At 48.5% G+C, this 26,084-nt stretch carries 25 protein-coding genes and 1 pseudogene; 11 read left to right on the forward strand and 15 right to left on the reverse strand.

Going from position 1 to position 26,084, the window contains the following annotated elements; translation table 11 throughout:
• Nucleotides 1–28 precede the first annotated feature (28 nt).
• Nucleotides 29–1,462: a PTS mannitol transporter subunit IICB gene (locus PaeBR_RS06710; RefSeq protein WP_410514084.1), complete on the forward strand. Its 1,434-nt coding sequence runs from the start codon at nt 29–31 to the stop codon at nt 1,460–1,462.
• Nucleotides 1,459–3,492 (forward strand): transketolase, encoded by a 2,034-nt coding sequence (tkt, locus tag PaeBR_RS06715; RefSeq protein ID WP_410514085.1) that lies wholly within the window; start codon nt 1,459–1,461, stop codon nt 3,490–3,492. The genes PaeBR_RS06710 and tkt overlap by 4 nt, the downstream gene beginning before the upstream one ends.
• Before the next feature lie 107 nt (nt 3,493–3,599).
• On the opposite strand, the pseudogene PaeBR_RS06720 reads toward tkt, so the two are convergent.
• From PaeBR_RS06720 to PaeBR_RS06740, 5 genes and pseudogenes are all read right to left on the reverse strand, one after another.
• Nucleotides 3,600–3,842 (reverse strand): annotated as a pseudogene (locus PaeBR_RS06720) (manganese catalase family protein); the annotation flags it as partial.
• Nucleotides 3,843–4,006: 164 nt separating this feature from the next.
• Nucleotides 4,007–4,792 (reverse strand): 3-hydroxybutyrate dehydrogenase, encoded by a 786-nt coding sequence (locus PaeBR_RS06725; protein WP_410514086.1) that lies wholly within the window; start codon nt 4,790–4,792, stop codon nt 4,007–4,009.
• A 25-nt stretch (nt 4,793–4,817) separates the two neighbouring features.
• On the reverse strand, nt 4,818–6,197 hold the full coding sequence (locus PaeBR_RS06730; protein ID WP_410514087.1) for a GntP family permease: 1,380 nt from the start codon (nt 6,195–6,197) through the stop codon (nt 4,818–4,820).
• A 332-nt stretch (nt 6,198–6,529) separates the two neighbouring features.
• The gene (locus PaeBR_RS06735) at nt 6,530–7,525 is read right to left on the reverse strand and encodes a tetratricopeptide repeat protein (protein WP_410514088.1); all 996 of its coding nucleotides are present in this window, start codon (nt 7,523–7,525) and stop codon (nt 6,530–6,532) included.
• Nucleotides 7,497–7,982, reverse strand: a complete 486-nt coding sequence (locus tag PaeBR_RS06740; RefSeq protein WP_410514089.1) for a glycosyltransferase family 2 protein — start codon at nt 7,980–7,982, stop codon at nt 7,497–7,499. The genes PaeBR_RS06735 and PaeBR_RS06740 overlap by 29 nt, the downstream gene beginning before the upstream one ends.
• A gap of 302 nt (nt 7,983–8,284) precedes the next feature.
• On the opposite strand from PaeBR_RS06740, the gene PaeBR_RS06745 reads away from it, so the two are divergent.
• Complete coding sequence (locus PaeBR_RS06745; RefSeq protein ID WP_410514090.1) at nt 8,285–8,968, forward strand: alpha/beta hydrolase; 684 nt, start codon at nt 8,285–8,287, stop codon at nt 8,966–8,968.
• Nucleotides 8,969–9,054: 86 nt separating this feature from the next.
• On the opposite strand, the gene PaeBR_RS06750 is transcribed toward PaeBR_RS06745, so the two are convergent.
• Complete coding sequence (locus tag PaeBR_RS06750) at nt 9,055–10,125, reverse strand: M23 family metallopeptidase (protein ID WP_410515101.1); 1,071 nt, start codon at nt 10,123–10,125, stop codon at nt 9,055–9,057.
• Between the two features lie 191 nt (nt 10,126–10,316).
• On the opposite strand from PaeBR_RS06750, the gene lipA reads away from it, so the two are divergent.
• Together lipA and PaeBR_RS06760 are read left to right on the forward strand one after the other, a co-directional pair.
• A complete protein-coding gene (lipA, locus tag PaeBR_RS06755; protein ID WP_410514091.1) occupies nt 10,317–11,219 on the forward strand; it encodes a lipoyl synthase in 903 nt (300 codons plus the stop codon).
• A gap of 145 nt (nt 11,220–11,364) precedes the next feature.
• Nucleotides 11,365–11,943 (forward strand): YutD family protein, encoded by a 579-nt coding sequence (locus PaeBR_RS06760; protein ID WP_410514092.1) that lies wholly within the window; start codon nt 11,365–11,367, stop codon nt 11,941–11,943.
• A 62-nt stretch (nt 11,944–12,005) separates the two neighbouring features.
• On the opposite strand, the gene PaeBR_RS06765 is transcribed toward PaeBR_RS06760, so the two are convergent.
• The 3 genes from PaeBR_RS06765 to ylbJ form a co-directional block, all read right to left on the reverse strand.
• Nucleotides 12,006–13,457 carry a S41 family peptidase gene (locus PaeBR_RS06765; protein ID WP_410514093.1) on the reverse strand — a complete coding sequence of 484 codons (1,452 nt, stop codon included), beginning with the start codon at nt 13,455–13,457 and terminating at the stop codon, nt 12,006–12,008.
• A 454-nt stretch (nt 13,458–13,911) separates the two neighbouring features.
• A complete protein-coding gene (locus tag PaeBR_RS06770; protein WP_410514094.1) occupies nt 13,912–14,715 on the reverse strand; it encodes an NAD kinase in 804 nt (267 codons plus the stop codon).
• A 110-nt stretch (nt 14,716–14,825) separates the two neighbouring features.
• A complete protein-coding gene (ylbJ, locus tag PaeBR_RS06775) occupies nt 14,826–16,091 on the reverse strand; it encodes a sporulation integral membrane protein YlbJ (protein ID WP_410514095.1) in 1,266 nt (421 codons plus the stop codon).
• Nucleotides 16,092–16,522: 431 nt separating this feature from the next.
• Here ylbJ and PaeBR_RS06780 point away from each other — a divergent pair, with 431 nt between their 5' ends.
• Together PaeBR_RS06780 and PaeBR_RS06785 are read left to right on the forward strand one after the other, a co-directional pair.
• Nucleotides 16,523–16,912, forward strand: a complete 390-nt coding sequence (locus tag PaeBR_RS06780; RefSeq protein WP_410514096.1) for a globin — start codon at nt 16,523–16,525, stop codon at nt 16,910–16,912.
• A 28-nt stretch (nt 16,913–16,940) separates the two neighbouring features.
• Nucleotides 16,941–17,654 carry a DUF2225 domain-containing protein gene (locus tag PaeBR_RS06785; protein WP_410514097.1) on the forward strand — a complete coding sequence of 238 codons (714 nt, stop codon included), beginning with the start codon at nt 16,941–16,943 and terminating at the stop codon, nt 17,652–17,654.
• 68 nt (nt 17,655–17,722) lie between these two features.
• Here the strand turns inward: PaeBR_RS06785 and PaeBR_RS06790 are convergent, their stop codons facing one another.
• Together PaeBR_RS06790 and PaeBR_RS06795 are read right to left on the reverse strand one after the other, a co-directional pair.
• Nucleotides 17,723–17,953: a hypothetical protein gene (locus PaeBR_RS06790; protein ID WP_410514098.1), complete on the reverse strand. Its 231-nt coding sequence runs from the start codon at nt 17,951–17,953 to the stop codon at nt 17,723–17,725.
• Complete coding sequence (locus PaeBR_RS06795) at nt 17,950–18,141, reverse strand: YycC family protein (protein WP_410514099.1); 192 nt, start codon at nt 18,139–18,141, stop codon at nt 17,950–17,952. The genes PaeBR_RS06790 and PaeBR_RS06795 overlap by 4 nt, the downstream gene beginning before the upstream one ends.
• Nucleotides 18,142–18,250: 109 nt before the next feature.
• Here PaeBR_RS06795 and PaeBR_RS06800 point away from each other — a divergent pair, with 109 nt between their 5' ends.
• Both PaeBR_RS06800 and PaeBR_RS06805 read left to right on the forward strand, forming a co-directional pair.
• Nucleotides 18,251–20,041 carry a M3 family oligoendopeptidase gene (locus PaeBR_RS06800; RefSeq protein WP_410514100.1) on the forward strand — a complete coding sequence of 597 codons (1,791 nt, stop codon included), beginning with the start codon at nt 18,251–18,253 and terminating at the stop codon, nt 20,039–20,041.
• A 239-nt stretch (nt 20,042–20,280) separates the two neighbouring features.
• Nucleotides 20,281–20,691: an O-methyltransferase gene (locus PaeBR_RS06805; protein ID WP_410514101.1), complete on the forward strand. Its 411-nt coding sequence runs from the start codon at nt 20,281–20,283 to the stop codon at nt 20,689–20,691.
• Between the two features lie 110 nt (nt 20,692–20,801).
• Here PaeBR_RS06805 and PaeBR_RS06810 read toward each other — a convergent pair whose 3' ends face one another.
• Both PaeBR_RS06810 and PaeBR_RS06815 read right to left on the reverse strand, forming a co-directional pair.
• On the reverse strand, nt 20,802–21,044 hold the full coding sequence (locus tag PaeBR_RS06810; RefSeq protein WP_410514102.1) for a small, acid-soluble spore protein, alpha/beta type: 243 nt from the start codon (nt 21,042–21,044) through the stop codon (nt 20,802–20,804).
• Nucleotides 21,045–21,159: 115 nt separating this feature from the next.
• Nucleotides 21,160–22,137, reverse strand: a complete 978-nt coding sequence (locus PaeBR_RS06815) for an aldose 1-epimerase (RefSeq protein ID WP_410514103.1) — start codon at nt 22,135–22,137, stop codon at nt 21,160–21,162.
• Nucleotides 22,138–22,560: 423 nt separating this feature from the next.
• Between PaeBR_RS06815 and trpS the strand changes: the two genes are divergently transcribed.
• A complete protein-coding gene (gene trpS, locus PaeBR_RS06820) occupies nt 22,561–23,550 on the forward strand; it encodes a tryptophan--tRNA ligase (RefSeq protein WP_410515102.1) in 990 nt (329 codons plus the stop codon).
• 14 nt (nt 23,551–23,564) lie between these two features.
• Here the strand turns inward: trpS and PaeBR_RS06825 are convergent, their stop codons facing one another.
• Together PaeBR_RS06825 and PaeBR_RS06830 are read right to left on the reverse strand one after the other, a co-directional pair.
• A complete protein-coding gene (locus PaeBR_RS06825; protein ID WP_410515305.1) occupies nt 23,565–23,756 on the reverse strand; it encodes a hypothetical protein in 192 nt (63 codons plus the stop codon).
• A gap of 165 nt (nt 23,757–23,921) precedes the next feature.
• Complete coding sequence (locus tag PaeBR_RS06830) at nt 23,922–24,917, reverse strand: metal-dependent hydrolase (RefSeq protein WP_410514104.1); 996 nt, start codon at nt 24,915–24,917, stop codon at nt 23,922–23,924.
• Nucleotides 24,918–25,143: 226 nt separating this feature from the next.
• Here PaeBR_RS06830 and cyoE point away from each other — a divergent pair, with 226 nt between their 5' ends.
• The gene (gene cyoE / locus PaeBR_RS06835) at nt 25,144–26,076 is read left to right on the forward strand and encodes a heme o synthase (protein WP_410514105.1); all 933 of its coding nucleotides are present in this window, start codon (nt 25,144–25,146) and stop codon (nt 26,074–26,076) included.
• Nucleotides 26,077–26,084: the final 8 nt, after the last annotated feature.

Consider the following 26,084-nt stretch of genomic DNA (forward strand, 5'->3'; position numbering starts at 1 on the left):
ACTCAGTTAAAAAGGGAGATGTATCCATATGGCCAGTGTTACAAACTTAGTTAAGCCCCCCTCAACGCGTGCCCGGATTCAGGCATTCGGCGGCTTTCTGACGAATATGGTTTTGCCCAACATAGGAGCGTTCATCGCCTGGGGTATTCTTACGGCACTTTTTATTCCCACCGGCTGGATTCCAAATGAAAAACTTGCCGAGATTGTGGGTCCGGCAATCACGTATCTGCTGCCCTTGCTTTTAGCCAGTTCGGGGGGCCGGATGGTTGCGGGCCAAAGAGGGGCGGTAATGGGTGCGATCGGTGCGATCGGACTTATCGTTGGATCGGACATTCCCATGTTCCTGGGGGCGATGATCATTGGTCCTTTAGGCGGTTGGGCTATTAAGAAATTTGATAAATCCATAGAAAATAAAGTCCCGGCCGGATTTGAGATGATTGTAAATAACTTTTCGATTGGAATTATTGGTTTCCTGTTAATGGTGTTTTCCTTCTATGTAATCGGTCCGGTGATTGAATCGGCAAACGGCTTTGTCACCTCAGCCATTAAAGCATTAGTCGCTACGGGTTTCTTGCCGCTGCTGTCGCTTATCAATGAACCGGCCAAGGTGCTTTTCTTAAATAATGTCATTGACCAGGGAATCTATTATCCGCTGGGTATGCAGGAAACACTGAAAGCCGGAAAATCCATCTTCTTTACAGTGGCATCCAATCCGGGGCCAGGTCTGGGGTTGCTGTTGGCCTTTAGCTTCTTTGGAAAAAAGACCGCAAAAAGAACAGCGCCGGGTGCGATTATCATCCACTTTTTAGGCGGTATTCATGAGTTATATTTCCCTTACGTGCTAATGAAACCACTTACAATCCTGGCTATGATTGCTGGGGGAATGTCCGGGATTACGGTGTTCCATCTGTTTGATGTCGGCTTGGTGGCTGGTCCAAGTCCTGGTTCCATTTTTGCTTACCTGGCGCTGACCCCAAAAGGAAATTTCTTGGGAATCATCTCAGGCGTTCTGATTGCTACGGTCGTTTCTTTCCTTATTACCTCTGTCATACTTAAACTGGACAAAAAAGCCGATGAGGAACAGGATTTTGACAGCTCATTAGAAAAATCGAAATTGATGAAAACCGAAGGTAAGCAAGTGTTAAGCGCATCTCTTGATAACACGGATTATAACACGTTCAACAAAATTTCCTTTGCTTGCGATGCAGGAGCAGGAAGCAGTGCACTGGGCGCCACTACGTTCAGGAAAAGACTGCAAAAGAAAAATATCAACGGCATTGAAGTCAAGCATTTCAGGATAGAAGATGTTCCAACGGATTCAGATCTTATCATAGTCCATAAAGATTTATATGAAAGAGCGAGGTTAACTCATAAAGACACAAGAATCATTACTATTGAAAATTATATCGATGACCCCAGTCTGTTACAGTTAATCGACGAGTTGGAAGGACGTAAAAGATGATCGATAATTTATCGATTGCCACAATCCGTACGCTCGCAATCGATGCTATTGAAAAGGCAAACTCCGGACATCCGGGTATGCCCATGGGATCTGCCCCCATGGGGTATCAACTGTTTGCCAAAACGATGAAGCATAATCCCGATGATCCGTCCTGGATTGATCGCGACCGTTTTGTGCTCTCTGCCGGACACGGCTCCATGCTTCTTTACAGTATGCTGCATCTTTGCGGATACGATCTTTCACTTGATGAATTAAAGAATTTCCGGCAATGGGGCAGTAAAACTCCGGGACACCCTGAATTTGGGCACACGCCGGGCGTTGATGCTACAACCGGACCGCTTGGTCAAGGAATTGGAATGGCGGTGGGTATGGCGATAGCCGAAGCGCACCTGGCAGCAACCTATAATAAGGAAGATTATAGTATTATCGATCATTACACGTTCGGCATATGCGGGGACGGGGATTTAATGGAAGGGGTATCCTCTGAAGCCGCTTCCCTTGCGGGGCACCTCAAGCTCGGAAAACTGATTATTCTTTATGATTCCAATGACATCTCGCTCGATGGGGAACTGGGCCTTTCTTTTTCTGAAAAAGTAAGAGATCGCTTTGACGCTTATGGTTGGCAGACGCTGCTTGTCGAGGATGGCAATGATTTGAATGGGATTGAGGAAGCAATCGAAAGGGCAAAAGAAGAGGGTAACCGTCCGACCCTGATTGAAGTGAAAACAATTATAGGTTATGGAAGTCCCAACAAACAAGGCAAAGGAGGACACGGCGGTACTCACGGCTCTCCGCTCGGCACCGAAGAAGCTAAGCTGACAAAAGATTTCTATAAATGGGTGTACGAAGAGGACTTTTATATCCCGGACGAAGTTCGGCAGCACTTTGCGAAAGTGAAAGAGCGAGGAATTAAAGCTAATCGTGTCTGGAATGAAAGGTTGATGAACTATCAATCGCAATATCCTGGTTTGTATGCGCAATTTAAAAAAGCAATATCCGGTGAATTACCGGAAGGGTGGGACTCTGAATTGCCGAAGTACAATGATGAGGATACGGCAATATCTACCCGTGTGGCTTCAGGAAATGCGCTGAATGGACTGGCAAAAGGCATTCCTCAGTTATTAGGCGGATCAGCCGATTTGGAAAGCTCGACGATGACTCATTTGAAGGGACAGCCGATTTTTACTCCCGGCAACTATGCAGGCCGCAATCTATATTTCGGCGTACGCGAGTTTGGTATGGCAGCCGCTATGAATGGTATCGCTTTGCATAGTGGATTAAAGGTATTTGGTGGTACATTCTTTGTTTTTGCCGACTATCTGCGCCCCGCCATCCGCTTAGCTGCGCTGATGAAACTGCCGGTAACCTACATTCTTACACATGATAGCATCGCCGTTGGAGAAGATGGGCCTACGCATGAACCGATTGAACAACTGGCTTCATTGCGGATCATTCCAGGATTAACCGTCATTCGGCCCGCGGACGGCAATGAGACTTCGGCTGCTTGGGCCTATGCTGCAGAGAATCAGAGTGGGCCGGTCGCTTTGGTGCTAACCCGGCAGAATTTGCCTATACTCATGCAGACTTCCGAGTGCGCGCGTGAAGGTGTTAAACGTGGGGGATATGTGGTGTCCGACGCGGCGGGCGGCAAGCCTCTTGCGCAGATTATAGCTACCGGTTCAGAGGTTCAGGTTGCTGCGAAGGCTCAGGAGGTGCTGGCTGAAGAAGGGATACAGGTCCGTGTCATAAGTCTGCCAAGCTGGGAATTGTTCGAGCAGCAAGATCAGATGTATAAGGACGCGGTTATCCTTCCTGATGTGAAAAAGCGTGTAGCCGTGGAAATGGCTCATCCCTTCGGATGGGAACGCTATGCTGGCGACGAAGGTTTCATTCTCGGAATTCATTCCTTTGGGGCCTCAGCCCCCGGCGACCGATTGATTAAGGAGTACGGATTTACGGTAAAAAATGTCGTCAAGCATGTAAAAAAACTATTGGAATCAGCGCCGGAACACAGCGTTTATAGATGCTAACTCTTGGCTTCTGCATAAGGACAAGACCTTTCGATAAGGCCAAACGCCGCGCGGTCAGCGCGGCGTTTGGCCTTTTGTGCGCTTGGCAGCGCATCGCGCTAACGGGTGAGAGAGTCGAACGGCATAGCGCCTTGTGCCCCGGCCAGAAAATGATAGGACAAGCGGGCATCTTTAACCGCATCCAGCGGGGTGGAATCCGGCTTTTTATAGTCGGTTGAACCTCTCAGGCATTTGTTGATTGCATGCGATACGAGTTCAACGTGGCCAAGCTCCTCCGCCGTTATGCTCATCACCAGATCATAGAAGGGCTTAAGTTTATCTTTTGAGCGGAAATTAAAGGTTTGATACAGACCTCCTAAGGTATATTAGCTGTTCTTGCCCTAATTAAACTTAATCGGCAACGGTTAAACAGTAGAGAATCCGAATAATGGAACAACAAATAAAAACCAGTCAAACACTTAACGTGTTATAACTGGTTTTATTGTAAGGTATCGAATAGTCCGGACTTGAATTTCTATTGAGCCGTATAACCGCCGTCAATCAGCAGCGTTGAACCGGTAACGCCTTTTAGTCTTTCACTGGCAATCAGCATCGCGTAATCGGCAATTTCGTCAACCGACAGCAACCGTTTTTGCGGAACGAGCGGATAAATGACTTCTTCCAGTACGCTTTCAAGAGGCACATTACGTGTTCTGGCCAGATCTTCCATTTGTCCCCGGACAAGCGGTGTATCCACATATCCCGGGCAAAGAGCATTGACTGTAATCCCGTGGGCTGCGCCTTCGAGTGCTGCTACTTTCGTCAAACCGATCAGACCGTGCTTGGCGCTGTTATATGCCGCTTTACCCGCGAAACCGATTACACCATTAATCGAAGCCATATTGATAATGCGTCCGTAGCCTTGCTCTTTCATGATCGGGAAGGCATGTTTAATCCCAATGAAGGCACCGGTCAGCATGACCTTTAACATGAATTCAAACTTATCCACCGGAAATTCCTCAATCGGCGAAACATGCTGCAGTCCGGCGTTATTTACTAGTATATCGAGTCTTCCATAAGCTTCATAAGTCTTGGCGATGGCACCGGCATACTCTTCTTCACGGGTGACGTCACACTTCAAACCCATAGCTTCAAAGCCTTGTGATTTCAGCTCTTCCGCCGCTTGAACCGCCTGTTCTTCACGTACATCGGAGATAACCACCTTTGCCCCTTCAGACGCATATTTACGGGCAATTTCCAGGCCAATTCCGCTGGCCGCACCTGTAACGATGGCAACTCTATTTTCCAAAAAACGACTCATGTTGCAAAACCTCCATTGTTTTGAATTAGAATATGGACAGAATAATAGCCAAAGCGAACACGGCGATTGTTTTCACACAGGTGATAGCGAAAATGTCTTTGTACGACTGTTTATGGGTTAATCCGGTAATGGCGAGAAGTGTGATAACGGCTCCGTTATGTGGAAGCGTATCCATACCGCCGGATGCCATGGAAGCAATTCTGTGCAGCAGCTCCGGGCTGATTCCAAGAGTCTGTGCCATGGATAAGTACTGTTTGCCCATAACCTCAAGAGCGATGGATAAACCACCTGAAGCGGAGCCTGTAACCCCTGCAAGAATATTAACAGATAAGGCTTCGGAAATCAGCGGCTGATTGCTGATGCCCACGATCCAGTCCTGAATTAATTTGAAACCAGGCAGAGTCTTAACTACATTACCAAAGCCAACCTCGGAAGCGGTGTTAAAAATAGCAAGGAGCGATCCCATAGCGGCTGCGGTTAATCCGGCGGCCAGCTTATTTTTCACTTGACGGATATTAATGCAGGCTGCGGCTACAACACCGATACATAAAGCCACAATTAACGCCCAGCTGGAGGATACGGTTTTGACATTGGCAATTTTAAACGTTTCGAGCAGCTCACTGCTGTACCAGTTGCTTACGGACAGGGAGGTTCTGCTTAATACAAAGTTGAACACAAGCACGAGCACAAGCGGAATAACAGAAATCCAGATATTTGGGTACTTTTGGCCTTCCAGTACTTCCGGTTCATTCTTATGGTTCAAGCCATAGCCTTCACCATTTGCTGCGGCCTGCTTACGGCGGCGTTCCAACCACCAGAGTCCGCCGCAGAATACAATCAATGCCCCGGCAATACCGACGAGTGGAGCTGCATAGGCATCTGTTCCAAAATAGGTAGTCGGAATAATATTCTGTATTTGCGGTGTACCCGGCAAAGCATCCATTGTAAAGGTGAATGCGCCGAGCGCTATTGTACCCGGTATTAATCGTTTAGGGATGTCAGCTTCACGGAAAATCGCAACGGCGAAAGGATAAACCGCAAACGCTACCACGAACAGGGATACGCCTCCATAGGTCAACACTGCGCAGGCGAGAACGACGGCCAGCATAGCACGCTTCGATCCGAGCGCTCTGACAATCGTCTGGGCAATGGATGAGGCCGCCCCGCTAAGCTCCATCAGCTTACCGAAAATGGCACCCAATAAGAATATTGGGAAGAAGTTTTTGACGTAGTTTGCTGCATTTAACATATAGACTTCGGTATAACTCGGCATCAGGGCAACGCCTGAGATCACAACTGCCAACAGCGTAAAAATAGGTGCGAATACGATAACCGGAAATCCCCGATAAGCGAAAAACATGAGCATGCCTAATGCGAAGACAATGGCTAGTACCTGGATGAACATGTGAAACCCCCTCTGATATGATGTAATTCAACCATCGACTGAACTTGAGCAAGATACCTTTGGTTCAGAAACATTGTGAATAACTTTCTTCCCTTCTTAACCTTTTGCGCGCATGTGGTTCGGTATGATGGTAACGCTTACATTTAAAGTGTACAACAGCAATGCATAGACGTAAAATTCAAGCAAAGCATGTAATCCATGAAAAAATTTTATGGATAAATGAGGCATGTGCTACTGTATATGTATACCTGGCTTGTTCTTCCGGGTCAACCTTTATTGTTTTTTTTATCCAGACATCGAAAAGAAAACCTATGCCCGGCAGGCGGATCTAATTAGCAAAGGCCAGGGAATGCTGCCGGATAGGGTGATGTCTTTGCAGGTATTGGCTGACATGAGGAGATTGTAATACGCGAGACCCACCGCTTGGCTGAGCCCTCATCTCCTTCCCGGCAGGAGAGAGCCCATAGATACTCAAGGCTAAGCTGGTAATGGGAATGAGGCGGAAGGCCATTTTGAAGGGAGTGGTGCTGCCCGGCTGCTGAAGACGGAGGCTCTTGCTCATAGATTATGATTAGGAGCACCTGCAAAAGCTCCCTGACCGGTAACGGCAGTGAAGGTGCACCGCAGAGAATAGTGAGCCACTCTGGAGAACGGGCATTCAGTGCGGCAGGCACAAGTATATTCAGGGTATTGGGATCCAAAGCGTCAATGTGGCTGCGGGTCAGGGAAATGAGACGATCGGCTTCTCCTGCCAGCAAACGCAGGGGGACAAGTTCTTTCCATGCAGCTGAATAATTAACATGAAAATATATTGCATCCTCATAATGAGCCGCTGCCTCCCTGAAGAGAAACAGCTTCTCACAGACTTCACCCGCGAGAAGACTTGTACGATAGGTCCCGCTGCCCGAGGAGGAGGTATACTTGCTCGAAGCATCCCCGCATTGCAGCGCACGCAGGAGGTATGCATAAGCTTTCCGGTCATATCCTTGCTCAGACAGCAGGAGGGCATAATTTTCCGATAATTCCGTAAAGTCGGGAAAAAGAGCAATCCCCGCCGTAAAAACTGCCTCCGCTTCTTCCAACCGGCCGGACCCGTGCAACGCAAAAGCAGTCTTCAAGTAAATATCGGAGGTAAAGCCGGAGCCTGCGGGGAAGCTGTTCAATAAGGGGAGTAAAATATCTGAGGCCACATCATATTGACCTTGCTGGTAATACTCGGCACCGAGGGCATAACGCAATGCAGGGCTGTCCGGGTCAAGCTCCAGGCCTTGGTTTATGAGTCCGAGATTGCGGCTGTGTTTATTTTTGAGCTGAAGCTCCTTGTCCACATATCCGTAATGATGGATGCGTAAAGTGCAATGGCCTATGGAAGCTCCCGGGATATCCCAAATATACAGCATCCGTTACATAGTCCCCGCCTTCGGAACTGCTGTCCACATAGTGAATCATAGGCAGAAAATAACCACTCGTCTCCTCTGTCGCAAGTAGCCTATTTATCTCTTCAATATTCCAGTGATCTGCAGCTTCGTCGGCATCGAGGACAAGAATCCAGGAGCATGAGGCTTCCCGGAGTATCCTGTTTCTGGCTTTGGCGAAATCATTCTCCCATGGAATGCTGATTACTCTTGCACCGAAACTGCGGGCAATTTCAATAGATTCATCTTCTGAGCCTGTATCGGCAATGAGAATTTCGGATATCATTCCCTGAACGGAGGACAGACATCTCTCCAGATGCCGGGCCTCATTCCTGACAATCATGCAAAGTGACAGATCCGGCTTGGACATGAGAATATACCTGCTTCCTGTTCAATAATCATGGGATAGCGGAAGAGACAGACGCGCTCTTCTTGCTGCGGGATAGCTTGGAGCCCCTGGAGAAAGAAAACTAAGCGTATGATCGGCAAGAGAAATCCAGTTCCGGCTGATGGAAGAGTAACTACTACCAATATATGGAGTGTACAGGGTGTGACTGGACTTGAGCAGAAAATACGCAGATTCACATGTTCGATGATTTGTAATGAGAAAAGTGGGAATATAGAATATAAACAGAAGCAGCGATTATTAGAACATTGAAAGAAGGAGCAATTATGGACAGCTGTTTATTTATTCACGGCTTTACCGGAGGGATATTCGAAATTTCTCCTTTGTCCCAATATATGGAGGATCATAATTACCGTACCACAACCTTCACACTCAGGGGGCACGGGGGGACCAGACAGGAGCTGCTGCATTCCAGCAGGTTTGATTGGCAGGAAAGTGCTGAAGAGGAGTTAACGGAGCTTTTAAAAAAGAATGAAGGGGTTCATCTCATCGGCTTTTCTACGGGTGCTCTTATTGCTTCCCGTCTGTCCGTCCAATATAAGGCTCAAATCAAGTCGCTTACTTTGCTGTCCGCACCTGTATTCCCTCTAAATCCAGTCGAAATTATCAGGACGTTTGGCAGTTTATCCATGCTGAAAAATTATGTGCGCAAATTCGGATCTACGCCTCCTAAAGCCACCAAAGAGTTTCAGCGCATGGTCCGCGAGAGCTTTGACATCTATCCGCAAATTGAGACCCCAACCCTGATCGTTCAGGGCAAACGGGACCATCTGGTCAGAACCAAAAGTGCTGCATACTTGCAGAATACGATTAAAGCTCCCCGAAAAGAGATACTGCTCGTAGACAACAGCGGACATATGGTTTGTCATGGCGAGGATAAAGACCGGATCATGGATCGGGTGCTGCAGTTTATTCGAAGTACGGGAAATTGGGAGGCGAGTTATGATTAGATATCCGTTAACCAATAGCTGCATAACAAAATAACCGTCAAAAACAGCGGGTAAGCTGGCTTTTTGACGGTTATTAAATGTTTCCATTAACGGTTTTTCTTTTTACTCTTTGCCCGGCGTTCACCATTCTCCCACTGCTTCAGCAGAGGGTAGGGATCAAAGGCCCATTCAATGGTTCCCCTGTCCCGGTAAATGCCATAATGCAGGTGGGGAGGGAACTTTCCCTGTGTACCCGGTTTACCATATCCGGAGCTTCCGACCCAGCCAACCGTTTGGCCTGGTGTTACAATATCACCTTGAGAAAGTGACTTCTCATACCCGGCTAAATGAGCATAATAATGGTACCGGTTATCAATATCCCGTATACCAATCCGCCAGCCGCCGTAGCGGTTCCAACCCTTTGTTTCAACGATGCCGTAACAGGTGCTGCGAACCGTCATCCCGTGCGGAGTAAATAAATCCGTGCCCTCGTGGATGCGTGCTCCCCCCCAGCTGCGGCCGGTCCCCCAAGTGCTGCGGTAAGAGTAAAGATTGCCAAGCGGCAGCGGAAAGGCATTGCCGGATAAATCGAGGCGCCCGAAATGCTCATACAGCTTGGCGAACTGTGCAATTCGCTGTGCAGCTCTTCCGTTATGATAATATTCCCAGACGGCAATACTGAAATCACTTGCAGAACTGCCGTATTGCAGCAGATGGCTGGCCATACTGTATAATAAGTCAATATCATTGCCTGGGTCAGCGATACCGTCTCCCGATCCGTCACGTCCAATGCCATCAAAGAAGCTTATGGATGCAGGAGAAGTGTCGTTGTGATCAGGGTTAAGCGGACCGCACCACCGAGGTGGGGGTATAGAAATTCCGGTAAGACGGGTCTGTGAGGAAGGTATCGCGTTTCCCTTTTTAGCAATGGTTCTTTCATATTGGTCGATTGCGGCAAGCCGAAACCAGGGGATGCCTGTAACAGCTGCCATTTGTTCATACAGCTCTTTTCGCGAAGACAAGCTGTCTTGTTGGCTTTTCGACCCTATACGGGTATTGTCAGCAGGTGGACTTGAGACACCTGATGCTTTTGCGGCCGGGATGGAGAGACTACCCCACAATAAGGCTGCAGCCGACAGACAGGCCAGCTTCCTTTGCACTTTATGGTTCTGGAACATAGACACTACAAGAAAACCTCCTTTGCCTGGCAGAAAAGCTACGGATTGCGACGGCAACCTTTTCTATATATTGAGGCAAAAAGGTGTTTTTTATCCGCTTTTGCATACACAAAAACAGGCAATTCCTTACGGCACATGCTATAATATGAGGCAGCAACTTCAACTATCAGGTGAAAGCGGGGTTTACTGCGTTGACTAATAAAGCTGCTAAACAACCAAAGCCGGACTGGATTAGAATCAAGCTTGCAACCGGTGATAATTACCAGGATATTAAAGGTATGATGCGATCCAAAACTTTACATACCGTCTGCGAAGAAGCCCGCTGTCCAAATATTTATGAATGCTGGGCAAACCGGACGGCCACTTTTATGATTCTGGGCGACATTTGCACACGTGCTTGCCGTTTCTGTGCCGTAAACACCGGCTTGCCTACGGAGCTTGATCTGCAGGAGCCTGAACGCGTAGCTGAAGCGGCAGAAGGCATGAATCTGCGCCACTGCGTTGTAACCAGTGTTGCCCGTGATGATCTGAAGGACGGCGGCTCGACTATATTTGCCGAAACGGTGGCTGCTATTCGTAAGCGTCTTCCTTTATGCAGCGTCGAAGTGCTGATTCCTGACTTTCTGGGAGACCGTGATAGTTTGGAAATCGTAATGAACAGTAATCCGGATATTCTGAATCATAATATTGAGACGGTAGAACGGATGTCGGACCGTGTACGGGCCAAAGCCAAATACCGTCGTTCATTGGAGCTCCTGGGCAGAGCCAAGGAGATCAAACCGGACATTCCAACGAAATCAAGCATCATGCTTGGCGTCGGTGAAGAATGGGAGGAAATTTTGCAGGCGATGGACGATTTGCGGGCAGTGGATTGCGATATTCTGACGCTTGGCCAATATTTGCAGCCTTCCCCGAAGCATTTGGAGGTGGAGAAATACTACCACCCGGATGAATTTGTCCGATTGAAGGAAGAAGGACTGAAACGGGGCTTCAGCCACGTGGAATCGGGCCCGCTAGTACGCAGCTCCTATCAAGCGCATGAGCAGGTCAAATCCGCTGCCCAAAGCCGTGAAGCGCGCGTCATCTCAGGCTAACCCATACCTATAAATTCTGTTGATTAAGGCTATAAATTCAAGAAATCAGACGACAACAGCGACCGGAGGTCCAAAACACTGCTCGTAATAACAGCTTAATCAACGGAATTTAAGTACATCATTTCGAAAGGCAGGCGACATTTGCTTGATTGTTATAGGCGGAAAAGGCTATGAGCTCATGCTGGATCATAAGGACGGCTGGAATCCGGAGGCGTTTCGCGGGAGATACAGCGAGGTGCTGGAGCGTTATGACTATATTATTGGTGATTGGGGCTACAGCCAATTACGTTTGAAGGGCTTCTACCGGGATAACCATCCGAAGGTCAACCGGGATACAGCGATTTCCGGTATGGTGGATTACATTAATGAATACTGCAATTTTGGGTGTGCCCATTTTGTGCTGAGAAAACTGAAAGAGCAGCCACTTGAGGGTTACAAGGATATTTTGACCAAAGAACCGCAAGAGTTTGTTCCGGCTGAGGACCCTGATACAGAAGTCTCCCAGATAGATGCTCCAGTAAAAGATGAATCGTCCAGGCCTGTCAATACAAAGCAGCATCAGTCAAATACCTCATCAGGCAAAGACGGGGGAGCGAAGGACAGGCCGTTCAGGGATAATCAAGGGAAGAAGCATAGAGCCAAAGAAGCGCACGGCAAGAAAAATCCTGCACGTGAGCATCAAAACAGAGCACCACAGGCCCAGCCTTTGGATCAGCAGCAATAAACCTTGCACAAACAAAAAAAGGCCTCCCGCATGCCATTACGGCTTAGGGAGGCCTTTTGATATTATTTTTTTACGGATAATTTCAACTGATTCTGGGAAGCGTTATAGCTCCAGGCCACCGCCGGGAATTTCTTCTTAAAGGAATCGACCCGGATAAAGGTTTCGTCGCTTAGGGATAAAGCCTCTTTGGAGGACAAGGCGAAACCCGTGGATTTACCTGCACCATTTGTGATTAGAACCTTTTTGTTCTTGGAATCCCAGTTAACCTCACTGTCGATCAATGAAGCGAGTACCCGTGAAGAAGCATATATAGCAGTGCCCCGCTTGACGAGACCCACATTGCCGGCAAAAGGTGTTCCGTTTATATTCAGGATATGATTGTCACCGGAAGCTTCAATGGACGTCATTCCCGCGATCTTAAGGGCAGTAATAAGCTGTGCCGTTTTGCCCTGTACCTCAATATCCGGACTTAGCCCGATATGATTGAAGTCTTCCTTGTTCGGCGTCAAATACTTCTGCGTAGTCAGCTTTAGCGTCCCCCCGTTGGACATGGGCAGAAGGCTCTGAATTCGAGCTTTGCCGAAGCTTCTGGTTCCTACAATGGTCGCGAGCTTATGATCACGAAGCGCACCCGTCAATGCTTCTGAAGCACTGGCCGTATATTCGTTTGTCAGGACGACGACAGGCACGTTTATTTTGCTGCCGTTCGTAATGACTACCGGTGTAAGTACTTCGCTCTGATCCGCGGTGTACATCATAATGCCATTGTCGATAAACTGTGAAGCGATATCGTAAGCGGCATCCATATATCCGCCCACATTGTCTCTCAAATCAAGCACCATTGATTTCATTCCGGCGGCACGCATCTTTTCAAGAACTTCGGTGAACTCTTCAGCGGATGAAGCCGAGAAACCGCTTATGGTTACAAATGCGACCTTCGGTCCGATGATTGTACCCGTAACTGAAGCGCTGGTAATATCTTTGCGGGTTACGCTGAAGGATTTGGTTACCCCGTTTCTGAGCACAAGCAGTTTTACCTGGGTGCCTGCTTTTCCTGAAAGCTCGTCACCCTCCGTGTCCTCAATAGCTATGCCGTTGATTCTCACAAGGGTATCTCCACGCTTCAGACCCGCCTCTTCTGCCGGTGAGCCGGACATTACTTCTTCGATATACAGCTCTGTTCCGGTATATTGCAGTTTAATTCCAATACCCACATATTCCAAATCAACCTGATGGAGGAACTCTGCGGATTCATCCGTATCGAAATACTGGCTGTAGGGATCATCCAGCGAATTTACCATGCCGTCGATAGCTGCGCGAACCAGGGTAGACTTATCGGCTCCTGAGAGGTTATAGGTCTCCAAATAATCCATTACTTCTTGAATCATGTCACTTTCCGAGCTGGTTTGAGCATTATCCGCTGCGGAAGCAACCGGAGTAATTACAATAGATAAGGCAATACAGCTGCTAAGAAGGGCTGTCGTTATTTTGGAGAATTTCATATCAGCATTCATCCTTTTTATAAGTTATTTTATGATTTCGATAAGGCCTCAATCCGCTTCCCCAGCTTCTTTCGTCTTATGCAAATCCTCCTCATTAAGTGGCTTGTAATAATTGCCCAGAGTGCTGTTAATGGACGTAATTTCACTTTGGGTGCATCTGCAGGCTTCAAGGCTTGGTCATAGGATAGTAAGATGGTGGATTTCTGCAGCTATTGATCCTGCTGAGTATTCGCTCCTTTTTTAAAATATAAGAAAGTGTAAGTTTTCACTATACTTTGCTTATATTTCTACGAGAAACGGATACCGTCCCTTAAAGGACGGCGAAGCCGTTTCTTCTTGTATACAACTCTATGTAAAATAGCCTCATTATACCATTTCCCGTCTCTCTCTGTCTATCAATAGGTGTTAGCTTTACAGCTAAACAAGCCGGAAATGTCTCCATTTCCGGCCTTCATAATCAAAGGGGTTAGACCAGAAAAGCCTCTCGTACACGATTCCAAAATGGAAACGGACGATACCGGGCGAAGCTGATTTTCTGCTCCGAAACTTGGCAGCGCACGGAAATAAGGTCGTCTACAGGTATGTTGTTATGATCAATGGTGAGCAGCAGACGCTGGTCCTTCCGGGAGAAAATATCACAGTGATGGTGCTTTGGCAACAGGAGCGGTGAGCCCATCGTGCGGAAAACACGGTTATTGATCGATGCAATCTCGGAAATCTGCAGCGCTTCGATCGATGGGTGCACCATGGCGCCTCCCAGACTTTTGTTGTAGGCCGTGCTGCCTGAAGGTGTAGATACACAAAGCCCGTCGCCGCGGAACATTTCGAAAGTCTCATCATTAATATCTACCTGAATGACAACGGTTCCGTCTACACCCTTTAGTGTAAATTCGTTAAGAGCGATATGAGAGGTAGTGCCGGATTTCTTGTGAATCTCAAGCTCCAGCAGGGGATACTTGACTATACGCGGCTTATGGGGCTTGGGATTACCCGTTCCGCACATATAATCAATCAAGGTTGGAAGTTCATCCGCTTTCCAATCGGCGTAAAAACCAAGGTGGCCCGTATGCACGCCTACAAATGCCAGACTGGAGATCCGGTCGATAAACGTATGGAAAGCATGCAGCATGGTGCCGTCACCGCCAATGGATATGACGATCTCCGGAGATTCGGCATCCAATTGCAGATTCCGCTCCGCCGCAAGTTTGTGAAATTGCTCGGCAAGATCCATAGATAGTTGATCACCGCGGTCCAGAACATAATATCTCAAGATGAACAGGCTCCTTTGTTAAATTCAGTCATATACCGATCATAATCAATCTTGATGCGGAACACAACGTTTCAGGGTCTAAAAGACTCCGGATCTGCGGTTAACCGTCATCAGTCTCGACGCAGTATATTTATCACCCGGATGGAAACCATGATCGCAAGCGATAAGAGAAGGGCAGCAGCGAGAAACAGGCTCATCAGTCCCAAACTGGCAATAATACCGGATGGTGCCGGGATAAAAGCAGTAGCCACAGGCAAAGTGGTCCATGTAGAGGAAAGTCCTCTGCCTGTAACGGGCTTCCATAGCAGAAGAACAAGTGCAGCTGCAAGAACCGCATGGAGTGCGCGTGCCGCCATAAATGGCAGATACCGCAGACCTGTTCCATTCAAGATGCTTGCAATCTGTGCATGTACGGATAAGCCGCCCCAGGAGAGAATAAAGGCCGCAGCCGCGACTTTAAAATGCAGCGGGAGAGAAGCACCTGCCCCTCCGGCCGAACGGGCGCCCAGCGTAACCTCGAAGAGCCCGTTGACCAAGGCCTGAGCCAGCTCCGGCGGGCAGCCTATAAAGGACAGCAGAGTGCCGGTAAGGCTGAATAAGGAAGACATGATTCCGGCGCGCGCCAGCAGTTCCATAAGCACATTGAAGAATACAACCAGCCCTCCTACGACAATAATAAGCTGTAAAGAGGTCTGGACTGCTCCTCTGAGCAGTTCTCCAAGGCTCCGCCCGTCTTTTCGCCTGGCTTCCGCCATAGAAGAGAAAGAAGTCTGAATCCGGAGGCCAATACTTTGTCCTATAGACTCAGGGGGGGGGCTGCTGTGAGAATACGCTTCTGCATCCTCTTTTCGCCCATGAAATGACATCAGAAGTCCTACAATTAGGCCGCCTCCATAGTGGGAGAGCGCCAGTATTAGACCTAAAGAGGCATCATGGAAAAAGCCGACGGATACGGCACCCAGCAGAAAAATAGGATCAGAGGAGGTGGTAAATGCCACCAGGCGCTCACCTTCTATCCGGCTGACGAGGTTTTGTTCCCGCAGCTTTGCCGTTAGTCTTGCGCCTACAGGATAGCCTGACACATATCCCATGGCTGCGACGAAGCCCCCGCTGCCCGGAATACGGAACAAGGGACGCATGAACGGATCGAGCAGCCCGCCGAATAGATGCACAACCCCGAAGCCCAGCAGCAGCTCGGAAATAACGAAAAAGGGAAACAGCGAGGGGAACAGAACATCCCACCATACAGCTAAACCGCGTACAGCTGCGGCAAGCGAAGCTTCAGGATGAATCAGCATTAGCAGCAGGCAGCCTGCCAGTCCCAAAGGCAGCAGAAGGGAGCTGCGCACGCCTTTGCCGGAATGTATAAACTTCATAGCTCCCCCCTATAAGAACGTTTTTCACATGATCGTTGTTCAGGCCTCCCGGTCTATATTTAGACTTATGCAAATCGGTGGACAAACAGCACAAAAAAACAGGAAAGCGGTTACAAAATGAGGTGCTTTTTCGCTGAAATTGTGGTATCATAAAAATTAAATTAATGCACACCTTTTTTACATCGATAATTAAGGATGGAGTGATGGTGATGAGTGTAGTAGCCGGAGTTCTTGTCTGTGCTTTTGTTTATGTAATTCGGGCCTCCCTTGTCCCACCCGGTGATGAGGATTTTCGGACCTATTGAATATCTGCCAAGACGCTAAACAGTTGTTTAGCGTCTTTTTTGCATGGAGCGATATACTGTTTTGAGCTTTTTTTGTTATAATTAACTGATCACAATAACGAAACTGGAAGAAAGCTGGTAACTTGAATGAATCCAAATGAGAGTATATATGAAAACCTGGGGGGAGCCGAGGGGCTGCATCGCCTGGTAGAGGTGTTTTACGGGAAGGTACAGCTGCACCCGAAGCTCGGCCCATTGTTTCCGGCGGATATAACTCCTGTATTGGAGAAGCAGTATCAATTTCTAAGTCAGTTCTTTGGCGGTCCCACCCTATATTCCGATCTTCACGGACATCCTATGATGAGGGCGCGGCATATGCATATACCGATTGCGCCGGAGCGTGCGGAGGAATGGCTGGAGTGTATGAAGGAAGCTCTGGAGGAAACTGCTGTAGAGGAGCCGCTGCGTTCGTTCGTTTTGAGCCGGCTGGCGGGGCCTGCACATCATTTTGTCAATATGCCCGGGGAACAAGAGTAAAGGTATACCGCGAAAGGAATGAGGGCATTTGTCAGATTTAGTACCTTTGTACTCCATTAAAGTAAAGTGCTGCAACTGTGAGCATGAGTTCGAAACGTCCAGAGTGCGGCCCAGCCTCAAAAAAGCGATACGCCGCGATACGGATTTCTGTTCCTATTACAAGGATGAAAATCCTGATTTCTACGTTGTGCGGGTCTGTCCGAAGTGCGGCTTTGCATCTACTGAGAACTCGGCGGACAAGCTGACCGAAGTGCAGCGGGCATCTTTTAAAGAGCGGATTGGGAATCGCTGGAACCCGCGGCATTTTGACGGTCACCGTACCTGGGAAACTGCTATGGAGACCTACAAGCTTGCCTTGTTATGCGCACAGAGTATCAATGATAAGGACCGGATTCTTGCAAGTCTGCTGCATCATATCGCCTGGTTGTACCGTTATAAGGGGGAAACAGAGCAGGAGAAGCGGTTTCTGCAGTTTTCCCTCGAGTCTTATATTAATGTTTACGAGCGGGATGGGATCGGGGGCAATGATGCCCGCCTGCTGTATCTGATCGGTGAGCTGAACCGTAGGACCGGCAATTTCCCCGATGCGGTGAAGTGGTTCTCGCGCCTTATAAATGACCAGAAAATTGTGGACGCAGCAATGATCAGGGCAGCGCGTGAGCAGTGGAGCTTGTTGCGTGAGCAAATGCGGGATGCCCGGTTAGATCCGGATGGACTGCTCTCCGAAATGGAGGGAACCTGAACAGTTTCAGGTGCTCAGGTTCTGGAACATGCAAAAAAGCACAGAGAGCCCGACTCTCTGTGCTTAAATTATCTTACCGCCCTGTCAAACAGCAGGTAATCGCCATCACTGTCTATAACCGTAGGACTTGTATGGCAGCAGGGGAAGACGAGCAGCTTCTTTTTGCCTTCACGCACGCTTTTCAATTCTTTCGGTTTCATGGGCAGGAGTACGTTATCACTGTTGCAAAACGGGCAGTACTGTACATATAAATCGCCCAGAATGATATCATAAGGCCATGTGTGGCTGAAAGGAATCATGTCTCGTCCTTCTCTGCTTGTGGCTCCTTGGGCTGAATTTCAGAGGTACTATTGTCCTCTTTCCTCGACAGCTCGGCGATTTTTTGCAGTAATATGTGTTGTGGCATATGCATTAAATGTTCCAGTGGGACACCCAGCTGTTTGGATAACGCTAAAGCCGTTTCCGGCGAAATTTGTAATGGCCGCATGTATAGGTCCTCCTGTCATATGGATGTTTACGGTTTGTTATACACTTTACCACGGGTCTATGCCAATTACAAAGCAAAACCAATAAGAGCAAAGGAATGGTGATTACATATGAAACACCCCTTATCGTTAACGTGGGAGCTTGATTCTATTTTTGCGGGTGGCTCCTCTTCATCTGAATTCAATCATTTTCTGAACGGATTGGAGAAAGATCTTGGGAATCTGCGGCAGGAAGTCAAGAATGCAGCTGTTCCTTCTGATGCGGAATCGACCAGGTCTCTCGATGGTATCATTGAATTGCTCCAAAGCTGTTCAGGACGTCTAATCCTGGCTGCGGAATTTGCCGTTTGTCTGGGAGCGCAGAATCAGCAGGACAAAGGGGCAGTGAGACTGTCAGGCAAGATAGCGGGGCTCAGCGCCCAGCTTCAGGGGATCCGTTCCGAGTTCGACAATGTGCTGCGCCAAGCCGGCAATGAGGTGTGGGAGCAATGGATGGCCCGGCCCGAAATAGCTCCTCTATCGTTCGTACTGAGTGAAAGCCGTGATCTGGCCCGTGAGAAAATGAGCCCCGAGCTGGAAGGTCTGGCATTGGAACTGGCAGTAGACGGTTACCATGGCTGGAGCGAGCATTATGAGACTATCGTCAGCTCCATTGAAATTCCTTTTGAGGACAAGATGTTGTCTGTGGGTCAGGCCTTTAACAAACTGGATGATCCCGATCCGAAGGTGCGCGAGGTTATGTTCCGTAAGTGGGAAGAAGCCTGGGGCGGCGCAGCAGATTTCTGTGCAGACACCCTGAATCATCTGGCTGGCTTTCGCCTGAAGCTGTACAAAGGGCGGGGTTGGGAAGAGGTGCTTAAAGATCCGCTTAGCATCAATCGCATGTCCAAAGAAACGTTGAATGTGATGTGGAATGTAATCAATAAAAGTAAGCCGGCACTTGTGTCTTATCTGGAACGCAAGGCCAAGCTGCTCGGCATGGAGTCCCTCCATTGGGTCGATGTTGACGCGCCGGTCGGCAAGTCCACAGGCAAGATTCCATATGATCAGGCGGCTGCGGATATTGTAACGCAGTTCCGTAAATTCAGTCCGAAGATGGCGGAATTTGCGGAACATGCTTTTGACAGCCATTGGATTGAAGCAGAGGATCGTCCCGGCAAACGCCCAGGAGGATTCTGTGTCTCTTTCCCGGAACGAAAGGAATCGCGGATATTTATGACCTACAGCGGTACGCCGTCCAGTGTTTCTACATTGGCGCATGAACTGGGTCATGCTTATCACTCGTATCTGCTCGATGACCAGCCCGTGTTTAATCAGAATTACGCAATGAATGTAGCGGAGACAGCCTCTACCTTCGCTGAAGTGATCGTTGCCGATGCACAGGTTAAGGCGGCGGAGAATGCCGAAGAGAAGCTGGCTCTGCTGGAGGCGAAGATTCAGAACAGCGTGGCTTTTTTCATGAATATCCATGCCCGGTTCCTGTTTGAAACCCGATTTTACGAGAAGCGCAAGGAAGGTCTGGTAAATGCGGAAGAGCTCTCAGCGCTCATGGAAGAAGCTCAGAAAGAAGCCTTCTGCGGCGTCCTGTCCGGTTACCATCCTCACTTCTGGGCATCCAAGCTGCACTTCTATGCAACGGAAGTTCCCTTCTATAATTTCCCGTACACAGTCGGGTATATGTTCAGCACCGGGCTGTACCGGCTTGCTTTGCAAGAAGGATCTACCTTTGCAGACAAGTATGATGACCTGCTGCGGGATACAGGTGTCATGACGCTGGAGGATTTGGTTGCCAAGCATTTGGGTGCAGATCTTACCCAAGCCGATTTCTGGCAGGGCGCGGCAGATCTGATATTGGCTGATATTGCCGAATTTCTGAAGATGACGGAGAATTTTGCTTCATAATTTGATGTGAAAATTGGTATTAACACGAAAGGATCTCTGATAATGGGGGTCTTTTTTACATGTATATTGTCGAAATTAATCAGTTTACAGAAGGTTATAGACAAAAAAACAGTGAATAATGCGCATACATAGGAATATCCACCCAATTATGTTGAATAATGTTGAATGGTCCTCGTTAGTATCCTATAATGAGTCCGAAGCCTTATATAAAGCAGGCTAGCATGCTGAGGGGGATATATATGCTGAAGACGGAACAACTATCGCTGGCAAGACAGGTGGATTTAGTGTTTAAGGAATTGCAGGAGGAACTGTCAGGATTGTCTTCCGGCACGGTTTTTGTGCAAATACGAAATAATGTCATCGGTAAATTCGGAATCCGCCATAACCCTCTTACAGGCCGGAGCGGAGCCTACTCTGTAGAGAAAGAGGGATTGACAGCAGGACAGCAGTCATCCTTCCGTCTTATGGCGCTTGAAAGCCTGAAATACAAACGACGCTGGACACACGGTGAAATCAGCTATGAATTTGCTGTTATTCAAGGGATGATCGTTGTGGATGCTACGCTCGAGTCAAATTATAATATGGCTAACCTGATGTTCCGCTCCCCTCGGGGGACACAATCTGAAAACTCTGATCAGTTATCAAGTTAGACAGACAAAAGCCCTCCACGCATCAAGGATGAGGCGTAGAGGGCCAACAAGCTGTTTGGCTTAAGACTCTTTAGAGGCTTTAGCCTTATAAAGCGACTGAAGAAATATTGTTACAAATTCGAACGACCGGACAATTGTTGCTCTGCCAGTTGTACGAGACGTTTGGTAATATATCCTCCCAGAGAACCGGTTTCGCGGGAAGTATAGTTTCCGTAATACCCGTCTTGAGGAATTGTTACTCCAAGCTCTTGTGCGGCTTCAAATTTCAGTTGTTGCAAAGCAGCGGTTGCTTGAGGAACGATCAGGTTGTTTCGGCTACTGCGACCACCTTGGTTTTGACCTGCTTGACCCATGTTTGTCACCTCCTTCGCCCTTTGTGAAGATAGTATGAGCGCTAAGACTACAATTCATGCACTCATAAGGAAGGTTTGGAGGCTGGTAAATATTAGTGGGGTCAAAGCTTTGAAGTTAACGTTCGGGATAGATCATTTCCAAGGAAGTGGACAAATCCAGACTTTGGCCGGGTTCTAATACAAGCAGACCTGTAAAAGAAGAATCGTCTGAAATGTTCGGTGCATCCGGCAGCCAAGTATAGGGCTCTACACAGAGGAATTGATCTGCAGGCCCTTTTGTATACAAGACCCAGTGGCGAAACAGATTCTCGTCAGCCGAGTAGCGGAGGCCATAACCGTCGTCACGCAGCAATAGAGCTTCTACAGGCTGCTTGGCTCCAATCCGCAGTGCCGTGTCAAAATCCGTACCCTGCAAATTCATCCCCTCGTTCAGGGCATCCAAAGGCCCGAGATCTATAACATTGCCGCTAGGCAGCAGTTCATCATTCAATTCGTAGATGCTCTCTACCGGCAGCTTCAGATTCCAACGCTCCGGTTGTCCGTCAATCATGAACCAGGTATGATAGCCAATTCCAAATGGGATACGGTGTCCGCCGCCGAGATGAGTTACCTTCAAGACTTGTTTCAGCCTGGCATCCTGAAGCCGGAATGTCATTTCAAATTTGAGCGAAACCGGAAATTGTTCCATCCAGCGGGGATCGTCTGCTGTGCGAAATTCTGTCGTCACTGCGCAGCCTTCCTCGTCTTCCTCAATGTCGCTGACACACCACGATTGCGTCCGGTGAAGACCGTGTATATGGTTATTGCCGGCAGTATTCTGATCGAATTGATAACTTACACCCTCGAATTGAAATTGCCCCTTGCGTATACGCCCGGGCGGTATTAAGAGCGGAATGCCGAAGTGATAAGGCTTTTGCATAAAAAAGGCTTGGTCACTTTCATCAGGTCGTCGCAGAATTTGCCGGTTCTCCTTGCGGTCCCACAGGGAGATCACACTATTTCCAAGTCGCGGCAAAAGCGTGACTTCCAGTTCGCGGCTGTGCAAAATGTAAGTATCAAAACCGCCCCATTGCCCTTTGGTCACCTGTTTCATGAGATATGCTCCTTTATTGTAACTGTAATCGGAATTGAACATGGTAACCTTATCATAACAGATTTACGTTCCACAGGTTAGGGATTTGACAAACTTCCGTTCTTGGCCCTATGATGGATGCACAATGAATGATCACAATGTGATGACGGGGATAAGTAGGCAGGAGAGGCACCTTCAGAAAGCCGGTGGTTGATGCGAACCGGTGGAAACCTCCTGATGAATGGACCCCTGAGTGCCGAGCTTGAACGGGAACTCATCCCTAGTAGACCGGCCGGCTCTTCCCCGTTAACGGAAGCTGTAAGGCTGTCCCCGGAAGCTGTAGGGGGTTCAGCGAATAAGGGTGGCACCACGGCTCACGTCCCTTGCGGATGTGGCCTTTTTTGCGTTCACGGAAGTCTGAAGTTTAATATGGAGGGATATATCATGGTCAAAAAAGTGTTATCCGGTATCCAGCCCAGCGGTTCATTGACGCTCGGGAACTATATTGGAGCCATTAAGAATTATGTAAAGCTGCAGCATGAGAATGAATGTTATTTCATGGTTGTTGATCTGCATGCGATTACTGTTTCCCAGGAGCCTGCTGCGCTGCGTGAGCAGTCCGAGTCTGTAGCTGCGTTATATATAGCAGCGGGAATCGATCCTGCCCGCGCGAATGTGTTCATGCAGTCCCATGTGCCGCAGCACGCCGAGCTGGGATGGTTGATGACGACGCTGACAAGTATGGGTGAACTGGAGAGGATGACGCAGTTCAAGGATAAATCCTCAGGCAAAGACTCCGTTGGTGCTGGCTTATTCGTCTATCCATCGCTTATGGCTGCAGATATCCTTGTATATAACGCAGATCTTGTTCCTGTCGGGGAAGATCAGAAGCAGCATTTGGAGTTAACCCGGGATTTGGCTGGACGCTTCAATCACCGCTACGGGGAGTTCTTTACGATTCCCGAGCCGTTCATTCCGGAAGTGGGCGCACGTATTATGTCGCTGGATGACGGCTCCAAGAAGATGAGCAAGAGCAATCCGAATGCCGGAAGCTATATTGCCCTGCTCGATCCCCCGGATGTCATCAGCAAAAAAATAAGCCGCGCTACGACTGATTCAGGCAGTGAGGTGCAATATGATGTCGTGAATAAACCGGAGATCAGCAACCTTATGGTGATCTATGCCGAATGCGCGGGTATGACCCTGCAGCAGGTAGCGGATCGCTTTGAAGGACAAAAGTATGGCGGATTCAAAAAGGATCTGGCCGGAGCCTTAGTGGCGACGCTTGAGCCTCTGCAGCAGAGATATCATGAGATCCGCAGCTCTGGCACAATCACGGACATTCTGGCCGAAGGTGCGGCCAAAGCCCGTATCGTGGCTTCTGAGACACTGACAGGCGTTAAAGAACGAATGGGCTTTCTTCCTGCCCGATAAATAAGGGTGTCTCCCTATTCCCTTCCCCACCGGGCCTTGACAATAAAGCCCCACCCGATGTTCAGTATGCAAACCGCTCCCAGCATAAGAGCTACCCACACGTTATAGCTGATAGCAATGGATGCGGCGGTGAGAATGAGGATGGAAGAACACGCGAACCACAGTGAAAGTCCTTTGCCCATGAATTTACGATTTCCTTTCTGCAACAGGTGGAGCTTGACCTCGATACGGCTCCCCTGAATTATTCATAAAGAAACCCGAAGAGCCACACGCTCCCGGGTTTCTTTGGCGCTGTAAACGCTTTATGGTGATTGTGCCCTATCCAGGAGCGGGAGTCAAGAGGCCGGGTAAACTGACTTTAGCTTGCGGACTCAGGTGCCCGGATCAATGGCAAATCTTTCATCAAGCTTGTCGCTGCTGAGCCAGCCCACATAAGTATTAAGGGGATGAAATTGGCTGTCCATGACAAGAACGGCAACGAACGGAAACTGCTTGCGGTGCAAATAACGGACGTCTCCCCAGCGTACAATATAACCGGAAGGCAGTTCCTCGACCTCAGCTACCGCATAGGATGTGAAATACAGGAAAGCCTGAATATCGGGATGGGATTTGGAATGCTCTACAGCCGGGTGATTTGAGCAGACCGCATGCTTGATCCATTTTAGCCGGCTGTTATTCAGTTGACCGACATCGTAGCTGCCATCTTTTTTTGCTTTGACTACGTTCCATCGCCTTGGAGAAATCGTCGGAATTACGAAATAACGGTCACCGGAATCATGCCTCACATCCTTAGCCTTAATACTGCGTGTAACGCGGTAATGAACAACCGTTCTCCAGATATAGTAAAGCGTGATACAGATATACAGAGTAATAAATAGTGGGGCGGGTGGAACCATATCGCTGATCCAGAGCACAATCGCAGCGCAATGGGTTCCAAAAATAAAAGGATCAAAGATATGGATAATATTCCAGGCGATCCATTTCTCCGTGAACGGCCTTGCCGCCTGAGTGCCGTACGTGTTAAAAAGATCCGAAAATACATGGATGAACACCGCGATAAAGCTCCAGAGCGCAATATGGCCCAAGGCAGGCAGGTCCGTCAATCCAAATATAGGCCCTAAGATCAGCGTAATCAAAGCGGGCCACAGAAACAGGAAAGGCAAGGAATGAGTGATTCCCCGATGGTTGCGGATATACAGCGCGTTGTCTTTCAAGCGCAGCGCCGTATCGGCGTCGGGAGCCTGTGAACCGAGTATGGTAGCGAGCATAACTGCCCCGGCGAGTACAGGATCAGAGCTTACAGCAGGATCAACGAAGGAAAGTCCTGCTAATCCAAGGCCCATAACAAAGTGTGTAGCGGTATCCATAGGACAGTTCTCCTTTGTACAGATGTTCTCTATTAATTAACTACCCAATTTTGTGTCATGTTATTAGGGGCGAGAAATAATTATTGTCACGGAATTGTCGATTTAATGAACGTCATGGTCAATGATTGTCAAAGTCTTTAGGGGTTTGTTATGATAAAGTTAACAGCAGAAGACTTTTTCATTCGCGGAGACGTTAGAAGTATGTTTTAGAGGAGGAACACAAAGCGTGGACAATCAATGGAGATATCAAGCTTCTTCCGATTCCGCAGCAATGTCCGCCAAGTCACCCCATGGGGGTTCAACCTGGCGCGATTTTATCACTGTAACTAAGCCTGGTATTATCCGGTCGAATCTAATCGCCGCTTTTGCGGGATACTGGCTGGCCTCGGGCTGGGACGTCCAGTACGGAAGACTCATACTAACCCTGCTTGGCACCATGCTCGTTATGGCTTCAGCCTGTGTTTTTAATAATTATTTTGACCGGGATCTGGATATGAAGATGGAGCGGACCCGGGAACGGGGACTTCCTACAGGGCGGCTGAAACCGCTGACTGTGCTGCTCTATGCGATTGGGCTCGGGATATCGGGACTCATCGTGTTGTTTGTTTATTCCGGCCTCCTTGCCGGGCTGTTCGGAATTCTGGGCATGTTCGTTTATGTAGTGGTTTATACCCTTTGGCTGAAAAGGACTTCTACATGGAGCACCTCGGTAGGCGCGATATCCGGTGCCATGCCTCCTGTAATCGGTTACGTAGCCGTAACCGGCAGAGTGGATATGGGCGCCTGGTTATTGTTCGCCATGCTGTTTCTATGGCAGCCGCCTCATTTCTGGGCGCTTGGCATTCGCCGTAAGGAAGAATACCGGGCTGCGGGCTTCCCGCTTTTGCCGGTTGTGAAGGGGACACGCCGCACTAAATTCCAGATGATTCCTTATGTGGCGCTGCTGCTGCCGATTCCTGTATTGATGTATGCGTATGATTATGCAGGTATTTTTTATCTGGTCATATCTGCGGGCTTGTCCGTAATCTGGCTGTATTTAACTTTGATGGGCTTCAAGGCGAAGGATGATGAGGCCTGGGCGAAGCAAAGCTTTTTGTTCTCCATTAATTATTTGACGGTCAGTTTGATCGCGCTTGTTCTGAATACGATTCATAGGTAGGGGAGGAT

Origin of the sequence: Paenibacillus sp. BR2-3, assembly GCF_046529485.1 — a bacterium.
GTDB lineage: Bacteria > Bacillota > Bacilli > Paenibacillales > Paenibacillaceae > Paenibacillus_AQ.

Excerpts from the sequence above, each read along its gene's own strand:
- PaeBR_RS06710 (WP_410514084.1), top strand. The coding sequence starts at position 29 with ATGGCCAGTGTTACAAACTTAGTTAAGCCCCCCTCAACGCGTGCCCGG.
- tkt (WP_410514085.1), top strand. The coding sequence starts at position 1,459 with ATGATCGATAATTTATCGATTGCCACAATCCGTACGCTCGCAATCGAT.
- PaeBR_RS06725 (WP_410514086.1), bottom strand. The coding sequence starts at position 4,792 with ATGAGTCGTTTTTTGGAAAATAGAGTTGCCATCGTTACAGGTGCGGCC.
- PaeBR_RS06730 (WP_410514087.1), bottom strand. The coding sequence starts at position 6,197 with ATGTTCATCCAGGTACTAGCCATTGTCTTCGCATTAGGCATGCTCATG.
- PaeBR_RS06740 (WP_410514089.1), bottom strand. The coding sequence starts at position 7,982 with ATGTCCAAGCCGGATCTGTCACTTTGCATGATTGTCAGGAATGAGGCC.
- PaeBR_RS06745 (WP_410514090.1), top strand. The coding sequence starts at position 8,285 with ATGGACAGCTGTTTATTTATTCACGGCTTTACCGGAGGGATATTCGAA.
- PaeBR_RS06750 (WP_410515101.1), bottom strand. The coding sequence starts at position 10,125 with ATGTTCCAGAACCATAAAGTGCAAAGGAAGCTGGCCTGTCTGTCGGCT.
- PaeBR_RS06765 (WP_410514093.1), bottom strand. The coding sequence starts at position 13,457 with ATGAATGCTGATATGAAATTCTCCAAAATAACGACAGCCCTTCTTAGC.
- ylbJ (WP_410514095.1), bottom strand. The coding sequence starts at position 16,091 with ATGAAGTTTATACATTCCGGCAAAGGCGTGCGCAGCTCCCTTCTGCTG.
- PaeBR_RS06780 (WP_410514096.1), top strand. The coding sequence starts at position 16,523 with ATGAATCCAAATGAGAGTATATATGAAAACCTGGGGGGAGCCGAGGGG.
- PaeBR_RS06790 (WP_410514098.1), bottom strand. The coding sequence starts at position 17,953 with ATGATTCCTTTCAGCCACACATGGCCTTATGATATCATTCTGGGCGAT.
- PaeBR_RS06795 (WP_410514099.1), bottom strand. The coding sequence starts at position 18,141 with ATGCGGCCATTACAAATTTCGCCGGAAACGGCTTTAGCGTTATCCAAA.
- PaeBR_RS06800 (WP_410514100.1), top strand. The coding sequence starts at position 18,251 with ATGAAACACCCCTTATCGTTAACGTGGGAGCTTGATTCTATTTTTGCG.
- PaeBR_RS06805 (WP_410514101.1), top strand. The coding sequence starts at position 20,281 with ATGCTGAAGACGGAACAACTATCGCTGGCAAGACAGGTGGATTTAGTG.
- PaeBR_RS06810 (WP_410514102.1), bottom strand. The coding sequence starts at position 21,044 with ATGGGTCAAGCAGGTCAAAACCAAGGTGGTCGCAGTAGCCGAAACAAC.
- PaeBR_RS06815 (WP_410514103.1), bottom strand. The coding sequence starts at position 22,137 with ATGAAACAGGTGACCAAAGGGCAATGGGGCGGTTTTGATACTTACATT.
- trpS (WP_410515102.1), top strand. The coding sequence starts at position 22,561 with ATGGTCAAAAAAGTGTTATCCGGTATCCAGCCCAGCGGTTCATTGACG.
- PaeBR_RS06830 (WP_410514104.1), bottom strand. The coding sequence starts at position 24,917 with ATGGATACCGCTACACACTTTGTTATGGGCCTTGGATTAGCAGGACTT.